At 66.1% G+C, this 21,716-nt stretch carries 17 protein-coding genes; 3 read left to right on the top strand and 14 right to left on the bottom strand.

Features of this window, described 5'->3' with window-relative positions; genetic code table 11:
* Positions 1 to 204: 204 nt before the first annotated feature.
* From pcaC to rpoB, 9 genes are all read right to left on the bottom strand, one after another.
* Positions 205 to 633, bottom strand: a complete 429-nt coding sequence (gene pcaC / locus AC5RWT_RS21040) for a 4-carboxymuconolactone decarboxylase (protein ID WP_494081857.1) — start codon at positions 631 to 633, stop codon at positions 205 to 207.
* Positions 634 to 677: 44 nt separating this feature from the next.
* Positions 678 to 1,472 carry an alpha/beta fold hydrolase gene (locus tag AC5RWT_RS21035; protein ID WP_494081856.1) on the bottom strand — a complete coding sequence of 265 codons (795 nt, stop codon included), beginning with the start codon at positions 1,470 to 1,472 and terminating at the stop codon, positions 678 to 680.
* Positions 1,469 to 2,947, bottom strand: a complete 1,479-nt coding sequence (locus AC5RWT_RS21030; protein WP_494081855.1) for a lyase family protein — start codon at positions 2,945 to 2,947, stop codon at positions 1,469 to 1,471. The genes AC5RWT_RS21035 and AC5RWT_RS21030 overlap by 4 nt, the downstream gene beginning before the upstream one ends.
* 6 nt (positions 2,948 to 2,953) lie before the next feature.
* Positions 2,954 to 3,526, bottom strand: a complete 573-nt coding sequence (pcaG, locus tag AC5RWT_RS21025; RefSeq protein ID WP_494081854.1) for a protocatechuate 3,4-dioxygenase subunit alpha — start codon at positions 3,524 to 3,526, stop codon at positions 2,954 to 2,956.
* On the bottom strand, positions 3,526 to 4,371 hold the full coding sequence (gene pcaH / locus AC5RWT_RS21020; protein ID WP_494081853.1) for a protocatechuate 3,4-dioxygenase subunit beta: 846 nt from the start codon (positions 4,369 to 4,371) through the stop codon (positions 3,526 to 3,528). Before pcaH ends, pcaG begins: the two co-directional genes overlap by 1 nt.
* A 79-nt stretch (positions 4,372 to 4,450) precedes the next feature.
* Complete coding sequence (locus AC5RWT_RS21015; protein WP_494081852.1) at positions 4,451 to 5,638, bottom strand: 4-hydroxybenzoate 3-monooxygenase; 1,188 nt, start codon at positions 5,636 to 5,638, stop codon at positions 4,451 to 4,453.
* A 132-nt stretch (positions 5,639 to 5,770) separates the two neighbouring features.
* Entirely contained in the window at positions 5,771 to 6,526 is a 756-nt protein-coding gene (locus tag AC5RWT_RS21010; RefSeq protein ID WP_494045898.1) for an IclR family transcriptional regulator, read from the bottom strand.
* A 199-nt stretch (positions 6,527 to 6,725) separates the two neighbouring features.
* On the bottom strand, positions 6,726 to 10,616 hold the full coding sequence (locus AC5RWT_RS21005; protein WP_494045897.1) for a DNA-directed RNA polymerase subunit beta': 3,891 nt from the start codon (positions 10,614 to 10,616) through the stop codon (positions 6,726 to 6,728).
* A gap of 119 nt (positions 10,617 to 10,735) precedes the next feature.
* Positions 10,736 to 14,254, bottom strand: a complete 3,519-nt coding sequence (gene rpoB / locus AC5RWT_RS21000) for a DNA-directed RNA polymerase subunit beta (RefSeq protein ID WP_494045896.1) — start codon at positions 14,252 to 14,254, stop codon at positions 10,736 to 10,738.
* A gap of 538 nt (positions 14,255 to 14,792) precedes the next feature.
* Between rpoB and AC5RWT_RS20995 the strand changes: the two genes are divergently transcribed.
* A complete protein-coding gene (locus tag AC5RWT_RS20995) occupies positions 14,793 to 15,995 on the top strand; it encodes an acetyl-CoA C-acetyltransferase (RefSeq protein WP_494081851.1) in 1,203 nt (400 codons plus the stop codon).
* An 87-nt stretch (positions 15,996 to 16,082) separates the two neighbouring features.
* The gene (locus tag AC5RWT_RS20990) at positions 16,083 to 16,580 is read left to right on the top strand and encodes an aminoacyl-tRNA deacylase (protein WP_494045894.1); all 498 of its coding nucleotides are present in this window, start codon (positions 16,083 to 16,085) and stop codon (positions 16,578 to 16,580) included.
* A 127-nt stretch (positions 16,581 to 16,707) separates the two neighbouring features.
* Here AC5RWT_RS20990 and rplL read toward each other — a convergent pair whose 3' ends face one another.
* The 4 genes from rplL to AC5RWT_RS20970 form a co-directional block, all read right to left on the bottom strand.
* A complete protein-coding gene (gene rplL, locus AC5RWT_RS20985) occupies positions 16,708 to 17,088 on the bottom strand; it encodes a 50S ribosomal protein L7/L12 (RefSeq protein ID WP_452038176.1) in 381 nt (126 codons plus the stop codon).
* A 69-nt stretch (positions 17,089 to 17,157) separates the two neighbouring features.
* Positions 17,158 to 17,742, bottom strand: coding sequence for a 50S ribosomal protein L10 (gene rplJ, locus AC5RWT_RS20980; RefSeq protein ID WP_494045893.1), 585 nt, complete (start codon positions 17,740 to 17,742; stop codon positions 17,158 to 17,160).
* Between the two features lie 299 nt (positions 17,743 to 18,041).
* Positions 18,042 to 18,800, bottom strand: a complete 759-nt coding sequence (locus tag AC5RWT_RS20975; RefSeq protein ID WP_494081850.1) for a FadR/GntR family transcriptional regulator — start codon at positions 18,798 to 18,800, stop codon at positions 18,042 to 18,044.
* 223 nt (positions 18,801 to 19,023) lie between these two features.
* Positions 19,024 to 20,130: a GNAT family N-acetyltransferase gene (locus tag AC5RWT_RS20970; protein WP_494081849.1), complete on the bottom strand. Its 1,107-nt coding sequence runs from the start codon at positions 20,128 to 20,130 to the stop codon at positions 19,024 to 19,026.
* Positions 20,131 to 20,379: 249 nt separating this feature from the next.
* On the opposite strand from AC5RWT_RS20970, the gene AC5RWT_RS20965 reads away from it, so the two are divergent.
* Positions 20,380 to 20,826, top strand: coding sequence for a universal stress protein (locus tag AC5RWT_RS20965; RefSeq protein WP_494045890.1), 447 nt, complete (start codon positions 20,380 to 20,382; stop codon positions 20,824 to 20,826).
* A gap of 142 nt (positions 20,827 to 20,968) precedes the next feature.
* Here the strand turns inward: AC5RWT_RS20965 and rplA are convergent, their stop codons facing one another.
* On the bottom strand, positions 20,969 to 21,676 hold the full coding sequence (gene rplA, locus AC5RWT_RS20960; protein WP_127511029.1) for a 50S ribosomal protein L1: 708 nt from the start codon (positions 21,674 to 21,676) through the stop codon (positions 20,969 to 20,971).
* Between the last annotated feature and the right edge of the window lie 40 nt (positions 21,677 to 21,716).

Raw genomic sequence — 21,716 nt, 5'->3', positions numbered from 1 at the left:
TGGGCGCACTTCTGGCGTGCGCCGTGGGTTACAGCAAACGGCCCGGTCCAGCGCTGTGGCTAGACCGGACCGCTCCATAGACATGATGGGGATCCGCGCAGAAACCTTCCGTGGCGGCTTCATCGATCCCTTGGACAGGGACCCATGATCGTCCACCACATCCTTGGAAGTGTTCGCTTCACGAACGCATGTACGTTATATGAACTATATCGAGGCGCCGTGATCCTCGTCAAGGCTGGCGAAAACGCCCTTGGCCACCTTGAACGCCACGTTGGCATCCGGCACGCCGCAGTAGATCGCGGACTGCAGCACCACTTCCTTGATCTCGTCCCGGGTCATGCCGTTGGTCAACGCCGCGCGGACATGCATGGCGAATTCCTCCCAGTGGCCCTTGGCGATCATGGCGGTCAGCGTGATGGCGCTGCGCGTGGTGCGCGGCAGCCCCTCCCGAGTCCAGATGGTCCCCCATGCGTAGCGGGTGATCAGTTCCTGAAAGTCCTGGGTGAACTCATCGATCGAGCTGTTTGCGCGGTCCACGTGCGCATTGCCCAGGACCTGCCGGCGCACGGCCATGCCCTCGTCGTAGACCTCCTGCTGGGTCTTGGCAGGATCGAAGGTGGGGTTGTCGCTCACGGCGGGTACTCCTTGGGTAGTTTCAGTCAAGAATCCGGCTGCGATCAGGCAGCCAGGAAGAAACCGCGCAGCAGCGCCGCGGTTTCTTCGGGCGCTTCGGCGGGCGCCTGATGGGCGGCGGAATCGACGACGGCCCAGCGGCCCTGATGCACGCCGGCGGCCACTGCCTTGGCGAACTCGGGCGGGCAGACCTCATCCACGCCGCCGGCGATGGCGATCACCGGGGTGGTGATTTCGCCGAGGCGTCCGCGGACGTCGAAGCTGGCCAAGGCCTCGCAGCAGTGCGCGTAGGCGAAGCGGTCGGCGTTCTGCAGTGTGTGTAGCAACCGCGTGGTGCGTTCGGAATGCTTCTCGATGAAGCCCGGCGCGAACCAGCGCTGCGCCGAACCGGCCACCATGGTGGGCGTGCCCGCATTGCGGACGGTCTCCGCGCGCTCCAGCCAAGCGGAGGGCTCGCCGATTTTGGCGGCCGAACACACCACTCCCAGCCCGGCGAAGCGGTCCGGGTAGTCCAGGCCCAGCTGCAGTGCCAGTTCGCCGGCCATCGAGACGCCGGCGAAGTAGACCTTGGCCTGGGCGTCGATGTCACCGGCGGCCGCCAGTTTGTCCAGCATGGCCACCACGCCCTGGGCGAGTTCGGCAATGGTGAACGGTTCGGTCGAGGCCGGGCTGGCCCCGTGGCCGGGCAGATCCACGCCGACTACCTGGAAGTCGGCAAGATGTGGCACGGCGTCGATCCAGAGCGCCTTGGCTCCGGTTCCCAAGCCGGCGCCGGCCAGCAGCACTGGTTTGCCTTTGCCCTCGGACAGCAAGGTGGGGGTGATGTCGGGAACGCTCACGAATGGCTCCATTCTGCATAGTGGGAAATGATCCGGTCGATCAGTTGGCTGCTCTGGCCGGTGTAGCCGGCCGGATCCAGCAATTCGGCCAGCGCCGCGTCGGTCAGGACGTCGGCGGGCACCGCATCGCGCAGCAGCTGCGCCAACGTGCCCTGGTTGGCCAGCGACTGGTTGACCAGAGTCTGGACCTTGGACTTGCCGGCGCCCGGGGATCCGCCGTCCAACAGCGGCGCGACGGTGGCCATGATGCGTTCGCTGACCACCAGCTCACCGGTGATCGCCAGGTTCCGGCGCATCCTCTCCGGATGGACCACCAGGCCCTCGGAAAGTTCGGCCAGCTTGGTAACTGCCCCGCCGGCCAGCCGAAGCAGCTGGCGCAGCGCTTGCCACTCGACGTGCCAGGAACCGTCCGGCCGCTCGTCGATGGCACCGGCAGCCGCGGCCTGGATCTGGGCCAAATGCCCGGGACCGGCCAGTGTGGCACTGCGGATCAGCACGGACAGCACCGGATTCTGTTTCTGCGGCATGGCCGAGGAACCGCCGCGGCCTTCGGCGGCCGGCTCGGAGACTTCGCCCAGCTCGGGCCGGCTGAGCAGCAGCACGTCGTTGGCGACCTTGCCGGCGGCAACCAGCACATCGGCCAGCGCTGCAGCCAGTGCCGTGACCGGCAGCCGGTTGGTTTGCCACGGCGCCACCGGATCGGCCAGCCCCAGCCGTTCGGCGAGGCGGGCCGCCAAAGCCAGAGCACCGCCGTCGTCGTTTGGCGCAGCGCTGCCTGCCGCAGTGCCGGCGGATCCTTCGCTGTCCGCTGCGGGCGGGGCCGCGGGGTTGGCGGGCCGGTTGGCCAGTACGGTCAGCGCGGCCATGGTGCCGGCCGCACCGCCCCACTGAAGGGGCAGTCCGCCGGCCACCTGCTCCAGCCGGACCCCGGCCTGGGCCACGCCGGAGAGCCAGTTGGCGGCCTTGAGCCCGAACGTGGACGGCAGCGAATGCTGGGTCAGCGTCCGGGCCACGGTGATGGTGCCGCGGTGTTCCTCCGCCAGCCGCGCCAGAGCGGCGGCGGCGGACTTCAGGTCGGTGACGATGCCGGGCAGGGTGCGGCGGGCCATCAGCATCACGGCGCTGTCCAGGATGTCCTGGCTGGTGGCACCCTGGTGGATCGCCGAAGCGGCGGCCGGGTTGTGCTTCTTGGTCTCCGCGCGCAGGTCGGCCAGCAGCGGGATGACCGGGTTGCCGCCGCCCTGGGCGCGTTCGGCCAAGGCTGCCGCGTTGTAGAGGTCTGCCCGCGAGGCCTGCTCGACGGCGGGAACGGCGTCCGCCGCCACCCGCCCGGCGTCGGCCAGCACGCGGGTCCATTCGAGCTCCACGTCGAGCATGGCCTGGATGAATTGGTAGTCGCTGGTTAAACGGGATGCTGCTGTCCCGGCCGAAGCCGGAGACAGCAGCCCGAAATCAGCGTGGTCCGCTGGATTCATGGATCCCTAGATCCCCGGGTAGGTCAGGAAGACGGTTTCGCCGTCGCCCTGCAACCGGATGTCGAAGCGCAGGTCGCCGTTCGGCTCGCGCTCGGCGATCAGCGTCTTCCGCCGCTCTTCCGGCAGCGAGGACAGCAGCGGGTCATTCGCCAGCGCCTCGGTGTCCTCCGGCAGGTAGATGCGGGTGAACAGCCGGTTCAGCAGGCCGCGGGCAAAGACCACCATGGAGATGAACGGGGCCTTGCCCTGCGCGGTGGCTCCCGGGTTCACCGTGGTGAAGGTGTAGTGGCCGACGTTGTCCACGGCTACCCGGCCGAAGCCGGTGAAGGTGTGGTCGTCGCGGACCAGCGAACCGGTCTCGCGGGAGATCTCGCCGTGCTCGTCGGCCTGCCAGATCTCCAGCATGGAGTCGGGAATGGGGCTGCCGTTGCCGTCCGTCACCACGCCGTGCAGCCGGATGGATCCGGCGTGCGCGCGGTGGACCAGTTGGCTGTCCTTTTCGTAGGGCAGCGCGAAGCCGTAGAACGGGCCGATGGTCTGGCCCGGGGTAGCTACCAGTTTGGTGGTGGACTCGCTCATCAGTGCTCCTCGCCTTCTTCCATCCAGGTGCGGTTGCTGCCGGAGAGGACGATGTCCCAGCGGTAGCCGGTGTTCCATTCGTGGCTGGTCACCGAGTGATCGTAGGTGGCGACCAGGCGGTCGCGCGCATCCTGGTCGGTGATCGCCTGGTAGATCGGGTCCAGCGGGAACAGCGGGTCGCCCGGGAAGTACATCTGGGTGATCATGCGCTGGGTGAAGTCGGTGCCGAACAGCGAGAAGTGGATGTGCGCCGGACGCCAGGCGTTGTGGTGGTTCTTCCACGGGTACGGGGCCGGCTTGATGGTGGTGAACTTGTATTCGCCGTTGGGCCCGGTGATGCAGCGGCCCACGCCGGTGAAGTTCGGGTCGATCGGTGCGGGGTGCTGGTCGCGCTTGTGCACGTAGCGGCCGGCCGCGTTGGCCTGCCAGATTTCCACCAGCTGGTTGCGCACCGGGCGGCCGTCGCCGTCCAGGACGCGGCCCTGCACCACGATCCGCTCGCCAAGCGGTTCGCCGTTGTGCTGGATGGTCAGGTCCGACTCCAAGATGTGCACGTCCCGCTCGCCGAACGCCGGGCTCCACAGCTCGATCGTCTCCGGGTCCGCGTGGTGCAGGTCCTTGGTGGGATGGCGCAGCAGCGAGGAACGGTAGGGCGCAAAGTCGATGCGCGGCTGCGTTTCCTGGGCCTCTCCGGCTTCCACGCCCTTGCGGTAGGCCTCGTGGAGGTCGGTGATTTCCTGGCTGATCTGGTCCTGTGAATCCGCGGTGGCGGCAGGATCCAGCACGTGGCTGTCGTCAAACGTCTCGGCGTCGAAAGCCTCATCCTGAGCAGTAGCGTCGCTCATCGAGAACTCCTTTCTGTTTTCGGGTCTGGATATTCAGGGTTTCAGCGGCCCGCCTTGGCTTACGCGGCCGGCGGGTGGGTTACTTGTGCGGCCAGCCGGTGTAGGACTCGGCCAGGTACTGCTGGCCGAAGCGGGACCCGGTCACCGTGGCCAGCTCGCCCAGGGCACGCTTGGTTTCGAACGCCGAGGCGTCCTTGCGGGTGTGCAGCATGCTGGTCATCCAGTAGGAGAAGTTCTGCGCCTTCCAGACCCGCTGCAGGGCCAGGTCGGAGTAGCCCTCCAGCAGCGCGTCGTTGCCAGTGGCGTAGAACGAATCGATGGCTTCGAACAGCACCTTGACGTCCGCGAAGGCCAGGTTCAGTCCCTTGGCGCCGGTCGGCGGCACCGTGTGTCCGGCGTCGCCGGCCAGGAACATGCGGCCGTGGGACAGCGGTTCACGGACGAAGGACCGGAACGCCAGCACGGTCTTATCGAAAATCGGGCCCTGCTTCAGCTGGAAGCCGTCCGGGCCGTCCACCCGCTTCTGCAGTTCGGCCCAGATCCGGTCGTCGCTCCAGTCGTTCACGTTCTCGGCCGGATCGCACTGGAAGTACATTCGCTGGACGGTCTCGCTGCGCTGGGAGATCAGCGCGAAGCCGTGCGGGGAGTTGGCGTAGATCAGTTCCGGGGCGCTCTTCGGGGCCTCGGTCAGGATGCCGAACCACGCGAACGGGTACTCGATCTTGTAGTCCTGCTCCCCCTTCACTGCACGGCGGCAGAAACTGCGGGAGCCGTCGGCACCGACCAGGATGTCGCAGTGCACCTCAAAAGCGGTGCCGTCCTTGTCGGTAAAGCGGAACTTGGGCGTGGTGGTCTCCAGGTCAAGCACTTCGGTGACCTCGGCCTCGTAGCGCACGTCACCGCCGTCGCGCTTGCGGGCAGCGGCCAGGTCCACGAAGACCTCGTTCTGCGCATACAGCGTCACCGTTGCGTCCACCAGGTCCTTGAAGTCCAGCGGGTGCGACTCGCCGTTGAAGCGCAGGTCGATGCCCTCATGCTCGTCGCCCTCGGTGAGCACCCTGCCGTCGACGCCGGTGTCGGTGAGCATCTTGACCGAGCCCGCTTCCAGGATGCCGGCGCGGTGCGTGTTGCGGATGGTCTCGTGGTCGCGGGATTCCACCACAAGGTTGTCAATGCCCTGCTTAGCCAGCAGGTGGCTGAGCATGAGACCGGCGGGTCCTCCGCCGACAATGCCGACCTTGGTCTTGATGATGTGCGCCTGCGCCATAAGTAAGTCTCCTGAAGCCATGTGGGTCACGTCTTGATCCAGTGTGACCCGGCCGACAACGCGAATGCGCCCGCGTTCTCAATGAATGAGAATTACGACGACGACGGAGTCCCCGCCCCGAACTCAACCCACTCAGGGCAGCGCCACGCCCATCGCACGGGAGATGCCACGCGCCGCCGTCATCAGCGCAGGGACCACGGCGTTGAAGTTCTCGAACCCCAGCGGCACCACAACGCCGAGCGCGGCAACCGGCCAGCCGGCCGGACCTGCCACCGGGACCGCCACGCCGGTGGTGTCCACGTCGATGCGCCCGTCGAACGCGGCATAACCGCGCTTGCGGATATCGGCCAGGTGCCGGCGCAGGTCGAAGGAGACCGAGTCAGCGGAGGTCACGGCTTCCGGGTGGCGGGAGAGGTAGGCCTCCTGGACATGGTTCGGCGAGTTGGCCAGCAGCACCATTCCCATCGAGGTCCGGTGAACCGGCATGCGGCCGGCAATCTGCGCCTGGTTGACCACCGAGCCGCGGCTGGAGAGCCGCTCGATGACCAGCACTTCGTCATCGCGCAGCACGGCCAGTTGGGTGTGCTGGCGCACCACCGACTGGATGTCCTCCATGAACGGCATCGCGGCCTGCCGGAGGTCCACGGCCGGTGAACTCCGGTTGGCCAGTTCCCACAGCCGAAGCCCCAGCCGGATCTCGCCGGGGCCTTCCTTGGTCAGCAGCCCGTGCCGCGAGAGCTCGTCCACCAGCCGGTACGTCGTCGCCAGCGGGACATCCGCGCGGCGGGACAGCGTGGCAACGTTCATCGCCGGCTTGTCCGGCTCGAACGCAGACAGGATGCGCACCAGCCGGTCCAGCATCGAGTCTCCGGACGGGGAATTGGCCATGTTCCTAGGTTCTCACGCCGGAAGGGACGGCAAGCATGGCCCGCCGGGCATGCAGACCTGCCGCACACCCAGCCCCGCCGCTTTGGCCGGGCCTGGGGCCGTTAAACGCAGGAACCGCTCCTGCTGCCCCGGTAACGGGGAGCAGGAGGCGGTTCCGTGCTTCAGATCAGGGCCCCTTGCCGAGGCGCCCTACTCATCGTTAGCGGTAGTCGTTGCCCAGGTCGTAGTCATCCAGCGGGATGGCGTGGAACTCGGGCGTCATCGAACCGTCGCCGCCGGCGTAGTCGAAGTCGCCGAAGGCGCTGGGGCCGGTGAAGAGGTTGGCCTTGGCTTCCTCCGTCGGCTCCACCGACACCTGGGTGTACCGGTCCAGGCCGGTGCCGGCCGGGATCAGCTTACCGATGATGACGTTCTCCTTCAGGCCGAGCAGCGGGTCGGACTTGCCTTCCATGGCCGCCTGCGTCAGGACGCGGGTGGTCTCCTGGAAGGACGCGGCCGACAGCCACGACTCGGTGGCGAGCGAGGCCTTGGTGATGCCCATCATCTCGTCACGGCCGTTGGCAGGCTGCTTGCCCTCGGAAACCGCCTTGCGGTTCTCCGCCTGGAAGCGGCTGCGTTCCGCGAGCTCGCCCGGCAGCAAGTCGGTTTCGCCCGACTCGATGACGGTGATCCGGCGCAGCATCTGCCGCACGATGACTTCCACGTGCTTGTCGTGGATGCCAACGCCCTGGCTGCGGTACACGCTCTGGACCTCGTCTACCAGGAACTTCTGGGCCTGGCGCGGGCCGAGGATGCGCAGCACCTGCTTCGGGTCCTTGGCACCGGTGACCAGCTGCTGCCCGACCTCCACGTGCTGGCCATCTTCGACCAGCAGTCGAGCACGACGCAGCACGGGGTAGGCGAGCTCTTCCGAGCCGTCATCGGGGGTGACGATGACGCGCATCTGGCGCTCGCCGTCCTCGATGGAAACGCGTCCGGCCACCTCGGCCATCGGCGCGACGCCCTTCGGCGTACGGGCTTCGAAGAGCTCCTGGATACGGGGCAGACCCTGGGTGATGTCTTCCGCGGAGGCAACACCACCGGTGTGGAAGGTACGCATGGTCAGCTGCGTGCCGGGCTCACCGATGGACTGTGCGGCGATGATGCCGACGGCCTCGCCGATGTCCACGGTCTTGCCGGTGGCCAGCGAACGGCCGTAGCAGAGCGCACAGGTACCGACGGCGGACTCACAGGTGAGCACGGAGCGCACCTTGATCTCGGTGATGCCGGCGTCGATCAGTTCCTGGATCAGCACATCTCCGACGTCGGAGCCACCGGCGGCCACCACGGTGCCCTCGGAGTTCACCACATCGGTGGCCAGCGTACGGGCGTACGCGGAGTTCTCCACTTCTTCGTGCCGGCGCAGTTCACCGTTGTGGTCGGGTTCCGCGATGACCGTGGTCAGGCCGCGCTCGGTGCCGCAATCCAGTTCGCGGACAATCACGTCCTGCGAGACGTCCACCAGACGACGGGTCAGGTAACCCGAGTTGGCGGTACGCAGCGCGGTATCGGCCAGACCCTTACGGGCACCGTGCGTAGCGATGAAGTACTCCAGCACCGACAGGCCCTCACGGTAGGAGGACTTGATCGGGCGCGGGATGATCTCGCCCTTCGGGTTGGCCACCAGACCACGGATACCGGCGATCTGGCGGACCTGCAGCCAGTTACCACGGGCACCGGAGGACACCATGCGGTTGATGGTGTTCTCCTTGGTCAGGTTCTTCCGCATCGCGTCGGCGACCTCGTTGGTTGCCTTGTTCCAGATGTCGATCAGTTCCTGGCGCCGTTCGTCGTCGGCAATCAGGCCCTTGCTGTACTGGGACTCGACGCGTGCTGCCTGGGTCTCGTAGCCCTCCATGATGGCGGCCTTCTCGGCCGGGGCTGCGATGTCGGAGATCGCCACGGTAACACCGGAGCGGGTCGCCCAGTAGAAACCGGCGTCCTTGAGGTTGTCCAGCGTTGCCGCGGTGACGACCTTCGGGTAGCGCTCGGCCAGATCGTTCACGATCGCAGAGAGCTGGCCCTTGTCCGCCACGCGCTCAACCCAGGGGTAATCCTCGGGCAGGGTGTCGTTGAAGACGACCTGGCCGAGCGAGGTTTCGATCAGCGCTTCCTGGCCTTCTTCCCAACCTTCCGGTGCCGGCTGGTCCGCGCTCGGCACGAAGCCGGGCACGCGGATCTTGACCACGGAGTTCAGGTGCAGCTCGCCGGCATCGTGGGCCATGATGGCTTCGGCCGGGCTGGCGAAGACACGGCCTTCGCCTTCTGCCCCTTCGCGCTTGGTGGTCAGGTGGTGCAGACCGATGATCATGTCCTGTGAAGGCAGGGTCACCGGACGGCCGTCCGACGGCTTCAGGATGTTGTTCGAGGAGAGCATCAGGATGCGCGCCTCGGCCTGCGCCTCGGGGCTCAGCGGCAGGTGCACGGCCATCTGGTCGCCGTCGAAGTCGGCGTTGAAGGCGGCACAAACCAGCGGGTGCAGCTGCAGCGCCTTGCCTTCAACCAGTTGCGGCTCGAACGCCTGGATGCCCAGGCGGTGCAGGGTTGGTGCACGGTTGAGCAGCACCGGATGTTCGGTGATGATCTCTTCCAGCACGTCCCAGACCTGCGGGCGGAAACGCTCGACCATACGCTTGGCGCTCTTGATGTTCTGCGCGTGGTTGAGGTCAACCAGGCGCTTCATCACGAACGGCTTGAAGAGCTCCAGCGCCATCTGCTTGGGCAGACCACACTGGTGCAGCTTCAACTGCGGACCGACCACGATCACGGAACGGCCGGAGTAGTCAACGCGCTTGCCCAGCAGGTTCTGGCGGAAGCGGCCCTGCTTGCCCTTGAGCATGTCGGAGAGCGACTTCAGCGGACGGTTGCCCGGCCCGGTGACCGGACGACCGCGGCGGCCGTTGTCGAACAGCGAGTCCACAGCTTCCTGCAGCATGCGCTTTTCGTTGTTGACGATGATCTCCGGCGCGCCCAGGTCCAGCAGGCGCTTCAGGCGGTTGTTGCGGTTGATCACGCGGCGGTACAGGTCGTTCAGGTCGGAGGTCGCAAAGCGGCCACCGTCCAGCTGCACCATCGGGCGAAGCTCCGGCGGGATCACCGGAACGGCGTCCAGCACCATGCCCAGCGGCGAGTTGGTGGTGGTCAGGAAAGCGTTAACCACCTTGAGCCGCTTCAGGGCGCGGGTCTTGCGCTGGCCCTTGCCGTTCTTGATGATGTCGCGCAGGGACTCGGCTTCGGCAGCCATGTCGAAGTTCTCAAGACGGTTCTTGATCGCCTCGGCACCCATGGCGCCTTCGAAGTACAGGCCGTAGCGGTCGCGCAGCTCGCGGTACAGGCCCTCGTCGCCTTCAAGATCGGCCACCTTGAGGTTCTTGAAGCGGTCCCACACCATGTCCAGGCGCTCGATCTCGGCGTCGGCGCGCTTGCGCACATTGGCCATCTGGCGGTCGGCGGAGTCGCGGGCCTTCTTCTTCTCGGCGGCCTTGGCGCCTTCGCCTTCCAGGCGGGCCAGTTCGTCCTCGAGGTCCTTGGCGATGGCCGCGATGTCCGAATCGCGGGTATCGCCCAGCTGCTTCTTCTCCAGGTCGTGCTCGGCCTGCAGGTTCGGCAGTTCCTCGTGGCGGCGCTCGTCGTCCACGCTGGTGATCATGTAGGCGGCGAAGTAAATGACCTTTTCCAGGTCCTTCGGCGCCAGGTCGAGCAAGTAGCCAAGGCGGGACGGGACACCCTTGAAGTACCAGATGTGCGTGACCGGGGCGGCCAGCTCGATGTGGCCCATCCGCTCGCGGCGGACCTTGGCCCGAGTGACCTCGACGCCACAGCGCTCACAGATGATGCCCTTGAAGCGCACGCGCTTGTACTTACCGCAGTAGCATTCCCAGTCGCGGGACGGGCCGAAGATCTTCTCGCAGAAGAGGCCGTCCTTCTCAGGCTTCAGGGTGCGGTAGTTAATAGTTTCCGGCTTCTTGACCTCGCCGTAGCTCCAGTCGCGGATGTCGTCCGCGGTGGCAAGGCCGATGCGCATGAGGCCGAAGGAGGATTCGCTGGACATATGGTCCCTGTTCTCTCTTGTTCTCTAAATCTGAAAGTCTGTCGGGTTACGGAAAGAGGAATTGAGCGGCTGGCCGGCCGAAGGGCGCTGGGCACCTTCGGCCGGCCGGCCCGGCCCGGCTAGACCTCTTCGACGGAACTCGGCTCGGCCCGCGAAAGGTCGATACCCAGCTCTTCCGCGGCCCGGAAGACTTCTTCATCCGAGTCACGCATTTCGATCGTGGTGCCGTCCGTGGAGAGCACCTCCACGTTCAGGCACAGCGACTGCATTTCCTTGATCAACACCTTGAAGGATTCGGGAACACCCGGCTCCGGGATGTTCTCGCCCTTGACGATCGCCTCGTAGACCTTGACGCGGCCGTGGATGTCGTCGGACTTGATGGTGAGCAGTTCCTGCAGGGTGTACGCGGCACCGTAGGCCTCCAGGGCCCACACTTCCATTTCGCCGAAGCGCTGGCCACCGAACTGCGCCTTACCGCCCAGCGGCTGCTGGGTGATCATCGAGTACGGGCCGGTGGAGCGCGCGTGGATCTTGTCGTCCACCAGGTGGTGCAGCTTCAGGATGTACATGTAGCCCACGGACACCGGATCCGGGAACGGCTGGCCGGAGCGGCCGTCGAACAGACGCGCCTTGCCGGACGAACCGATCAAGCGGTCGCCGTCGCGTGTCGGAGTGGTCGAATCCAGCAGCCCGGTGATCTCGAACTCGCTGGCACCGTCGAACACCGGGGTCGCCACCGTGGTGGGACCGGTCTGGCGCGGCAGGTTCGGCAGGTTCTTGGCCCAGTCCGGATTGCCTTCGATGTTCCAGCCCTGCTTGGCGGCCCAGCCGAGGTGGATTTCCAGCACCTGGCCCACGTTCATGCGGCCGGGAACGCCCAGCGGGTTCAGCACAACGTCAACCGGCGTGCCGTCTTCCAGGAACGGCATATCCTCGATCGGCAGGATCTTGGAGATGACGCCCTTGTTGCCGTGGCGGCCGGCGAGCTTGTCGCCGTCGGTGATCTTGCGCTTCTGCGCCACGTACACGCGCACCAGCTGGTTCACGCCCGGGGGCAGCTCGTCGTCGTTGTCGCGGTCGAAGATCCGCACACCGATCACGGTGCCGGACTCGCCGTGCGGAACCTTCAGCGAGGTGTCGCGCACTTCGCGGGACTTCTCACCGAAGATCGCGCGCAGTAGGCGCTCTTCCGGAGTCAGCTCGGTCTCGCCCTTCGGGGTTACGCGGCCCACCAGGATGTCGCCGGCGTCGACCTCGGCACCGATGTGGATGATGCCGCGCTCGTCCAGCTGGGAGAGCACTTCCTCGGACACGTTCGGGATGTCGCGGGTGATTTCCTCGGCACCGAGCTTGGTGTCGCGGGCATCAACCTCATGCTCCTCGATGTGGATGGAGGTCAGCACGTCGTCGGAGACCACACGCTGGGAGAGGATGATCGCATCCTCGTAGTTGTGGCCTTCCCAGGACATGAACGCCACCAGCAGGTTCTTGCCCAGCGCCAGTTCACCCTGATCGGTGGACGGACCGTCGGCAATGATGCTGCGGGCTTCCAGCCGCTGGCCCTCGGAAACGAGGACGCGCTGGTTGTAGGCGTTGCCCTGGTTGGAGCGGGCGAACTTCATGATCGGGTACCGGGTCTCGGTACCGTCGTCGTTCAGGGCGGTGACAAGGTCGGCTGAGACCTCGGTGACCACGCCCGGCTTGGCGGCAACCACGGAGTCGCCGGCGTCAACAGCCGCGTAGCGCTCCATGCCGGTGCCCACGATCGGGGCTTCCGAACGCAGCAGCGGCACAGCCTGACGCTGCATGTTGGCGCCCATCAGTGCGCGGTTCGCGTCGTCGTGCTCGAGGAACGGAATCAGGGCCGTCGCGACCGACACCATCTGGCGCGGGGAAACGTCCATGTAGTCGACTTCGTCGCCCGGCACCAACACCGGCTCGCCGCCGCCGCCGCGCTCACGGCAGAGGACCAGGTCCTCTTCGAAGTGCAGCTCCTCGGTGAGCGGAGCATTCGCCTGGGCGATCACGCACTCGATCTCGTCGTCGGCGGTCAGGTAGTCCACCTGGTCGGTGACCTGCCCGTTGACGACCTTGCGGTACGGAGTCTCGATGAAACCGAACGCGTTGATGCGGCCGTAGGAAGCCAGCGAGCCGATCAGACCGATGTTCGGGCCTTCAGGAGTCTCGATCGGGCACATGCGGCCGTAGTGCGAGGGGTGCACGTCACGGACTTCCATGCCTGCACGGTCGCGGGACAGACCGCCCGGGCCCAGCGCGGACAGGCGGCGCTTGTGCGTCAGGCCGGCCAGCGGGTTGTTCTGGTCCATGAACTGCGAGAGCTGCGAGGTACCGAAGAACTCCTTGATCGCAGCCACCACGGGGCGGATGTTGATCAGGGTCTGCGGGGTGATGGCCTCCACGTCCTGGGTGGTCATGCGTTCGCGGACCACGCGTTCCATGCGGGAGAGGCCGGTGCGAACCTGGTTCTCGATCAGCTCGCCGACCGCGCGGATGCGGCGGTTGCCGAAGTGGTCGATGTCGTCGACCTCGACGCGCAGGTCGTGGTCGGCGCCGTCGCGCTTGCCCGGGATGGTGGCTTCGCCGGCGTGCAGGGCCACCAGGAACTTGATCATGGCGACGATGTCGTCATTGTTCAGGACCGAGGCGTCCGGATCAGTCAGCGGCTTGTCGATGCCCAACTTGCGGTTGATCTTGTAGCGGCCGACCTTGGCCAGATCGTAGCGCTTCGGGTTGAAGTACAGGTTGTCCAGCAGGGACTGGGCGGCCTCGACTGTAGGCGGCTCGCCCGGACGGAGCTTGCGGTAGATGTCCAGGAGGGCTTCCTCCTGGGTCTGGGTGGCGTCCTTCTCCAGCGTGGCACGGATCGAGTCGTACTCGCCGAAGTTCTCCAGGATCTGGCCCTCGGTCCAGCCCAGTGCCTTCAGCAGCACGGTCACGGACTGCTTGCGCTTGCGGTCGAGGCGCACGCCGACCTGGTCGCGCTTGTCGATTTCCAGCTCGAACCAGGCGCCACGGGACGGGATGATCTTCGCGGTGAAGATGTCCTTGTCGCTGGTCTTGTCGGCGGTCTTCTCGAAGTAGGCGCCCGGCGAGCGGACCAACTGCGAGACGACAACGCGCTCGGTGCCGTTGATGACGAAGGTGCCCTTGTCGGTCATCAGCGGGAAGTCGCCCATGAACACGGTCTGCTGCTTGATCTCGCCCGTGTTGTTGTTCATGAACTCGGCCTTGACGTACAGCGGCGCGGAGTACGTGGCGTCGCGGTCCTTGCACTCGGCCATGGTGTACTTCGGATCGGCGAACTCCGGCTCGGAGAAGCTCAGGGACATGGTGCCCTGGAAGTCCTCGATCGGGGAGATCTCTTCGAAGATGTCAGCGAGGCCGGAGGTGGTGGCCAGGCCCTGGCGGCCTTCTTCCTGGGCCTTGGCTACGCGCGCCTTCCAGCGCTCGTTGCCGACCAGCCAGTCGAAGCTGTCGGTCTGAAGGGCGAGCAGATTGGGAACGTCAAGAGGTTCGTGAATCTTGGCGAATGAGAGCCGCCGGGTTGCGCCGTCGTTCGACGAGGCATCCAGCAGGCTGTTAGCGGTATCGGTATTAGAGGTGCTCGAGGCGACCAAGAGGGATCCTTCCACAGACCTTCAGGCTTGTCCTGCGCTTCCGCACTGCCGGCACCCCTGGTGAGGTCCGGACACAACCTGGATCCGCTATATGATCCTTGCCCGCCGCACGATCTGCAGTTAAATACAGATAGGGCGTGGCGAAGCCCACCGCTATATGAAGGCCAAAGGTTTTGAGGGAAGACGCAAATACTAAGTGTACGGGACTGCGTCGCGGATTGTCCAGCATGCAGGGCAGGACGAGTTACCCGCTCCCCCGTCATCGGGATCGGAGCGGCACGCGTTGTGCGAAACGCCGCGCGGAGCGTAGTGCAAACCGTCGCTTGCCGCGGTGCAACCGCAGTGCGAAAGACGTCTTCGCGGTTGTCTTCCCCGGGACAACGCCACCAGCATATACCCCGTTGCCAACATTTCCGGATCTTCGCTTCTGGCGAGTTCCGTGACACGGGTAATCTGTGAAGCAGATCATGTCCACCGCAGCAGCCGCCGGCCGCAGTTTCAGGCTCTGGCCGGCGGCGCAGAGAGAGTCAGGTACACCATGGCCCAGAACACCAGCAGCCGCGACGACGTCGTCATCCTGGCCGGCGCGCGCACACCCAACGGACGGTTGAACGGCCAGCTCGCGGCCTTCACCGCCGTCGAGCTCGGGGGCAAGGCCATCGCTGCCGCGTTGGAGCGCGGCGGGGTCTCCGCAGAACAGGTGGACGCGGTCATCATGGGGCACGTCATCCAGGCCGGAGCCGGTCAGAACCCAGCCCGTCAGGCCTCCATCGCCGCGGGATTGGGCTGGAACGTGCCCACCGTGACGATTAACAAGGTGTGCCTCTCCGGGCTGGCGGCTATTACCGACGCCGCCCGGCTGATCCGCTCCGGCGAGGCACGGGTGGTGGTGGCCGGCGGGCAGGAGTCCATGACCAACGGCCCGCACCTGCTCCCGGGTTCCCGCCAGGGCTGGACGTACGGCAGCATGACCGCCCTCGATGCCACGGCCCACGACGGCCTGACGGATGCCTTCGATCACGAGTCCATGGGCGCCTCCACGGAGCGGCGGAACGGCGAACTCGGCATCGGCCGCGAAGCGCAGGACGAAGTGGCTGCTGCCTCCCACCAGCGGGCCGCGGCCGCTGCCGAGAGCGGCGTCTTCGACGACGAGATCGTCGCAGTCAAAGTGCCCCAGCGCAAGGGCGCGGATCTGGTGGTGGATCGCGACGAGGGGGTCCGTCCGCAAACCACGGTGGAGAGCCTTGCGCCGTTGCGCCCCGCCTTTGCCAAGGACGGCACCATCACGGCCGGGAACTCGTCCCCGCTTTCCGACGGCGCCGCTGCCGTGGTGGTGGCCAGCCGAGGTTTCGCGGAGGACAACGGGCTGGACTGGCTAGCCGTCGTCGGCCGCTCCGGGCAGGTTGCCGGGCCGGACACCTCATTGCAGTCCCAGCCCTCCAACGCCATCTCGCAGGCCCTGCAACGGGCCGGGTGGAGCACCGCGGAGCTGGACTTCATCGAAATCAACGAAGCCTTCGGCGCCGTGGCCGTGCAGTCGCTTCAGGACCTGGACTACCCGCTGGAGAAGTGCAACATCCACGGCGGCGCCATCGCCCTGGGCCATCCGATCGGCGCTTCCGGTGCCCGGCTGGCACTGACGGCCGCCCTTGAGCTGCGCCGGCGCGGGACCGGCAGAGCTGCAGTCTCCCTGTGCGGCGGCGGCGGCCAGGGCGAAGCGCTGCTGCTATACCGCGACTAGGTCCGCGGGCCGCGCTTGCGTGCGAGGAAGGGAATTCCCGCCGGGCGGTGAGGGAATACCGGCCGGGCGCCCGGACTTGAACCGGACATGAGCAATGAATCCGATGCCCCCGCACTGCCTGCCGGCCTGCAACGTTTCCTGGCTGGCGCCGAAGAGCACTCGCTCCAGGTGGAGGTGGCCGAGCGTTCCGGCGCCCGGAGCCTGGCCGAGGCGGCGGAGCTGCTGGGCATTGCCGAAGCCGACATCGTCAAGACCCTGGTGGTCAAGCACAAGGACGGCTCGTTCCTGTTCGCCCTGATCCCCGGGGACCGGCAGATCTCCTGGCCCAAGCTGCGGTCTCTGCTGGGCGTCAACAAACTCTCGTTGCCGCACGCCGACGTTGCCTTCGAGGCAACCGGCTACCGGCGCGGCACCATCACCCCGCTGGGCAGCAGCACGGCCTGGCCGGTATTCGCCGACCAGGCCATCCGCGGCCGGCGGATTTCCCTGGGTGCCGGCGAGCACGGCTACTCCGCCTTCGTCGACGCCGATGCGCTCACCTCAGCGCTTGGCGCCACCGTCGCGGATATCTCCGACCCGGCCTGACACGGCTCCCAGGCACCGCCGTCGGCGAGGAACCACGCCGACCACGGCGCCGCCGTCGTCCTCTCCATACAGCACAAAGCCCCGCCGCCCAGTGAGGGCAGCGGGGCTTTGCAGAAGCTGAAGAAGCTTACTTGAGGGTGACGGTAGCGCCGGCAGCCTCGAGAACTTCCTTGGCCTTCTCGGCAGCTTCCTTGGTGGCGCCTTCGAGGACGGCCTTCGGAGCGCTGTCAACCAGGTCCTTGGCTTCCTTGAGGCCCAGGGAGGTCAGGCCGCGGACTTCCTTGATCACTGCGATCTTCTTGTCGCCTGCAGCTTCGAGAACGACGTCGAATTCGGTCTGCTCTTCAGCAGCAGCTTCGCCAGCGCCGCCACCGGCGGGGCCTGCAACAGCAACAGCTGCGGCGGTGACCTCGAAGGTCTCCTCGAACAGCTTGACGAACTCGGAGAGCTCGATGATGGTCAGTTCCTTGAAAGCTTCAATGAGCTCTTCGTTGGTGAGCTTCGCCATGGTTGGCGTCCTTCCTGATAAGTGATGCGGCTGGTGTGTCCGCACCAAGAGTTGGGTTGGTGAAGAGTCTTACTGCTCTTCGGCAGCAGCCTCGGCCGGGGCCTCGGTTGCTTCGGCAGCGGGAGCTTCAGCTTCGGCAGCTTCGGCCGGAGCTTCGGCAGCGGCGCCACCGTTCTCCTCCTGCTTGATGCGCAGCGCATCGAGGGTGCGGGCCAGTGCGGACATCGGAGCCTTGAGGACTCCGGCGACGCGGGCCAGCTGGTGCTCGCGGGATTCGAGAGCGGCCAGTGCAGCAACAGCGGATGCGTCCAGGGCCTTGCCCTCGAAGATACCGGTCTTGATGACGAGCTGCGGGTTGGACTTTGCGAAATCCGTCAGGGACTTGGCGGCTGCAACGGCGTCACCCTTGATGAAGGCGATAGCAGTGGGTCCGGCAAGCTGGCCTTCGAACGCGTCGATGCCGGCTTCCTTGGCTGCAATGCCAGTCAGGGTGTTCTTTACGACCGAGAACTTGGTGTCCTGGCCCAGAGAAACACGCAGCTCCTTGAGCTGTGCAACGGTAAGCCCGCGGTATTCGGTTAGGACTGCAGCGCTGGATTCCTTGAAATCGGTGGTGATTTCTTCAACGGCTGCCACCTTGTTTGGCGTTGCCATAACCCTCCTTCCGGGGAATAGTGCCGGTGGTTCGGGTCGCATGCATAAAAAACGCCCCATGCAGATGCACGGGGCTTCGGTCCCTCACCGGCAGTCCGGTTGCGGGGCAATGCTTCGTTCACCTGCGCAGGCCGTCCCGGGCACGGGACTTTCGGTTGAAAACGTGGAGGATTTCAACGACCGACGGTCTTTGGTTCTTCAAGGGTACGGGATGCTGCCGCCGGACTCCAAATCGACGCACGTCGCCGGCGCCTTGACGGCCCGCTGGATGTTCTGCTCGGTGTCCTGCTGGCGACCCTTCAGACGACGGCGGACTGCTGCGTTTCGGCGGCCTGTTGCCCTTCGCCGGATGCTGCCGGATGGCCGGCCGCACCGCCGTCGAGATCGTCTTGGATCTGGTCCACATGGTCCTCCATGGCCTGGCGGGCAGCTTGCTGGTCTCCGCTTTCGACGGCGGCGAGCACCTTGCGGTGCATTGTCAGCGTGCGGGCGCGGACAGTCGGCGCGGCAAAGGCCTCGCGCCGCGCGTCGGCCAGCACCCGTCCCATCGGCACGAAGACGGCGGCAAAGAGCGTGTTGCCGGACATTTTGAGGATCAGCGTATGGAACAACCGGTCGGCTTCGACGAAGACATCCGCATCGCCCGCCGCATCCGCCGCCGCCATCGAGTCCAGCTCCCGGCGCAGAAGCTCCACATCCTTGTCAGTGCGGCGGGCGGCGGCCAGCGCCGCGGCTCCGGACTCGACCAGGCGCCGCACCTCCAGCAATTGCCTGGACGCAACGGAGTTCCCGGTGCTGTTCGCGGCCGCCCGCACGATTGCCTCGACGGAGGTCCACTCGTCCGGCGGGGTGATGAAGGTGCCGCGGCCCCGCTGCACGCTGATCACGTTGATCGTCCGCAGCATGGTGAGGGCTTCCCGGACGGTGAGCCGGCTGATCTGGTATTCGGCGGCGATATCGGCTTCGGCCGGCAGGGCGTCTCCCGGAGCCAGCCGGCCGGCGACAATTTCCTCCAGCAGCTTCTCCGCCACTGTGTCCACCAGTGTCCTGTGTTCCATGCGCCCGCTCCCGTCACTCCCGGCGCGGATGCCGGTGGCAATGATCTTAACCGCGCACTGAGGTTACTGAGAGGTAGCATTACGGCCGCGCGCCACACGGGCATTTTGACGTCACAGACGGCCGGAGTCCGTGCCGGACGAATGGTCAACCCTTAAACCTGACCACCTTGTCATGACCCCAATGGTCGCGGTAGAAACATCTCCCGCACGGCGTCTTTCGGGCCTACGGCTGGGCGGCGTGCAGCCTCTTTTGCCAGGCGGCCTCGTAGCCGGCCGGAGCAAAGCCAAGGGCATTGTTGATGTCCAGCATGTGGCTGTTCTCCGCCGCGTTCCAGGTGTACAGCCGGCGGCCCTGCGGCCATGCCTCCGCTACGCGCTGCAGGTTGCGGGCCTTGATCCACAGGCCCAAATGGTGGCCGCGGTGGGCGCGCAGCACCAGGGTATCTTCCTGGAACACCACCTCGGGTTGCTCCGGGAACCACTCGAGGACGGTATGGCCCACCAAGTCGCCGGTGGGGACGTGTTGGGCCGTTACCACCAGGCTCCGACCGTTCATGCGCTTGAGGTTCTCCTCCTTGTGGCGCACCCGGGCCGCGTCCCAGGCTTCTTCCTCGTAGTCGAGCTCTCCGAGCGGAACGTCGGTGCTCATCCGCTGGCGGAGGGCAGCGTAGTGGTCCAGGTATTCCGGCGGGCAGATGTTTGTCCACTCCACCAGCCGGTAGCTGCCGCCGGCTTTCGCCCCGGCCGCGGCCAACTGGTCGGCGAGACGGCCTGGGTCGGCGGGTATCGGCATGCTGCTACACCGCTCCACTTGCTCCAGCCGGAAGCCGCTCGCCGTGGCGAACCGGACGGCCGGTGATGCCGCAGGCAATGAGCCGATCCCTGTCTCTGCCTGGACGAGGTTCAGGCCCTCCAGCGCGAAACCGGCAGGGTGCTCGCTCCAGGCCTGCAGCGTGGTCCGCCCCCGGCTGCCGGCCAACGCTTCGGCTTCAGCCAACAGCCGCCGGCCGATCCCCCGGCGGCGGTACTCCGGGTGGACTGCCACAAAAACGTAGCCGTTCTGTTCGTTGTCTTGCAGCGACAGTTCCAGCAGTGCCCGGCCGACGTGCCGGTCGCCGTCCTTGGCAGCCCAGAGATAGGTGGCCGCGTAGTCGTTGGCCCGGGAACCTTCCAGCCGGGCCGCCGGGCTGACCCAGAAATCGTTGTTTCCCCAGATCAGGCACGTGACCAGGTTGGCCAGCTCCGCAGATGCGGTGAAGTCTGCACCCGCTGAGCCGTCGAGTGCCTCCGGGATGGGCAGCGGCGCGATGGTGATCGACCTGGTTGGCATGCCTGCTCCTCAGCCCCGCACAAGTGATTGAGTCTTACCAATCACCCTACGGCATGCGTCCGGCCCGACACCAGAGCCGGCGGTCCCGCCGCTTGGACGGCCAACCTGCACCACGGGAATCACGGCTCTACCGGCACAGGATGGCAGGGCCGGGTGGTCCGGCGTAGGCTGACCGCACACAGGACCGGCCCGATGCCGGATCGGGGCCTGCGCAGGACACCACAGCGGACACACCGATCGGAGACAGCCATGGCCAGCGAAAGCCCTAGCGGCACAGTCGTCGTAGGAGTCGATGGCTCTGAAGCTTCCCTCGAGGCTCTGCGGGAGGCCCAACGCCTGGCCGAGCCGCTCGGCGCGGACCTTGAGGCCATAGCCGTCTGGGAGTTTCCGCAGATGTACGACGGCTATACCGTGATGGGAATTGACGGGTTCAAAGAGCGAGCCGGGCAAATCCTGCAGGAATCCGTGGACAAGGCTCTCGGCCCTGACAACAACGTCCGGACACGCCTGGTGCGGGGAGCCGCCCGGCAGGCCCTGATCGAGGCCAGCAAAGGTGCCCGGATGCTGGTGGTCGGGCGCCGGGGGCATGGCCGCTTCGGCGGCTTGCTGATCGGCTCGGTCAGCTCCGCCTGCGTGGCACACGCACATTGCCCCGTCGTGGTTGTGCACACTCCCGAATCCGACAAGACGAACTGAGGCTCCTCCGGCGGCTGCGGGTTAAACAGCAATCGGCTTGAACGGCAATGGCCGCAGCAGCAATTCGTTAAACGGCAATGGCCGCAGCGTGATGCTGCGGCCATTGCGGCGGACGCCGTTGCCGGCGAACGTGAAGTCCTGACTAGGCCTCCACAGCCACCTTGGTCACGTTCGGGTCCACGGAGATGCCGGGGCCGAAGGTGGTGGCGACGGTTGCCTTCGAGATGTAGCGGCCCTTGGAAGCGGACGGCTTCAGGCGCAGCACCTCTTCCAGTGCGGCGGCGTAGTTCTCCACCAGCTTGTTGGCGTCGAAGGACACCTTGCCGATGATGAAGTGGAGGTTGGCGTGCTTGTCGACGCGGAAGTCGATCTTGCCACCCTTGATGTCGTTGACAGCCTTGGCCACGTCCGGGGTCACCGTACCGGTCTTCGGGTTCGGCATCAGGTTACGCGGACCCAGGACCTTGCCCAGGCGGCCGACCTTGCCCATCAGTTCCGGCGTCGCCACGGCGGCGTCGAAGTCGGTCCAGCCGCCCTGGATCTTCTCGATCAGGTCGTCCGAGCCAACGAAGTCGGCGCCGGCGGCGATTGCGGCCTCAGCCTTGTCGCCGGTGGCGAAGACCAGCACGCGGGCGGTCTTGCCGGTGCCGTGCGGCAGGTTGACCGTGCCGCGGACCATCTGGTCAGCCTTACGCGGGTCAACGCTGAGCCGGAAAGCCACCTCAACGGTCGCGTCGAACTTGGAGGGGTTGGTCTCCTTGGCCAGAGTGATTGCCTCGACCGGGGCGTAAAGCTTGTCCGCCTCGATCTTGGCTACAGCTGCCTCATATGCTTTGCTGCGCTTTGCCATCTGCTTTTTCTCCTTGTGCAGTTGTGGTCTGCGGACCGCG

It is taken from the genome of Arthrobacter sp. Dra40 (assembly GCF_059091905.1).
Note: the sequence above shows the minus strand (reverse complement) of the source record. Positions and strands in the feature narration are given on the sequence as shown.

What these genes read in the sequence shown, in the direction of transcription:
- AC5RWT_RS21030 (WP_494081855.1), bottom strand. Translation starts at nt 2,947, where the DNA reads ATGAATCCAGCGGACCACGCTGATTTCGGGCTGCTGTCTCCGGCTTCG.
- pcaG (WP_494081854.1), bottom strand. Translation starts at nt 3,526, where the DNA reads ATGAGCGAGTCCACCACCAAACTGGTAGCTACCCCGGGCCAGACCATC.
- pcaH (WP_494081853.1), bottom strand. Translation starts at nt 4,371, where the DNA reads ATGAGCGACGCTACTGCTCAGGATGAGGCTTTCGACGCCGAGACGTTT.
- AC5RWT_RS21015 (WP_494081852.1), bottom strand. Translation starts at nt 5,638, where the DNA reads ATGGCGCAGGCGCACATCATCAAGACCAAGGTCGGCATTGTCGGCGGA.
- AC5RWT_RS21010 (WP_494045898.1), bottom strand. Translation starts at nt 6,526, where the DNA reads ATGGCCAATTCCCCGTCCGGAGACTCGATGCTGGACCGGCTGGTGCGC.
- AC5RWT_RS21005 (WP_494045897.1), bottom strand. Translation starts at nt 10,616, where the DNA reads ATGTCCAGCGAATCCTCCTTCGGCCTCATGCGCATCGGCCTTGCCACC.
- AC5RWT_RS20995 (WP_494081851.1), top strand. Translation starts at nt 14,793, where the DNA reads ATGGCCCAGAACACCAGCAGCCGCGACGACGTCGTCATCCTGGCCGGC.
- AC5RWT_RS20990 (WP_494045894.1), top strand. Translation starts at nt 16,083, where the DNA reads ATGAGCAATGAATCCGATGCCCCCGCACTGCCTGCCGGCCTGCAACGT.
- rplL (WP_452038176.1), bottom strand. Translation starts at nt 17,088, where the DNA reads ATGGCGAAGCTCACCAACGAAGAGCTCATTGAAGCTTTCAAGGAACTG.
- rplJ (WP_494045893.1), bottom strand. Translation starts at nt 17,742, where the DNA reads ATGGCAACGCCAAACAAGGTGGCAGCCGTTGAAGAAATCACCACCGAT.
- AC5RWT_RS20975 (WP_494081850.1), bottom strand. Translation starts at nt 18,800, where the DNA reads ATGGAACACAGGACACTGGTGGACACAGTGGCGGAGAAGCTGCTGGAG.
- AC5RWT_RS20970 (WP_494081849.1), bottom strand. Translation starts at nt 20,130, where the DNA reads ATGCCAACCAGGTCGATCACCATCGCGCCGCTGCCCATCCCGGAGGCA.
- AC5RWT_RS20965 (WP_494045890.1), top strand. Translation starts at nt 20,380, where the DNA reads ATGGCCAGCGAAAGCCCTAGCGGCACAGTCGTCGTAGGAGTCGATGGC.
- rplA (WP_127511029.1), bottom strand. Translation starts at nt 21,676, where the DNA reads ATGGCAAAGCGCAGCAAAGCATATGAGGCAGCTGTAGCCAAGATCGAG.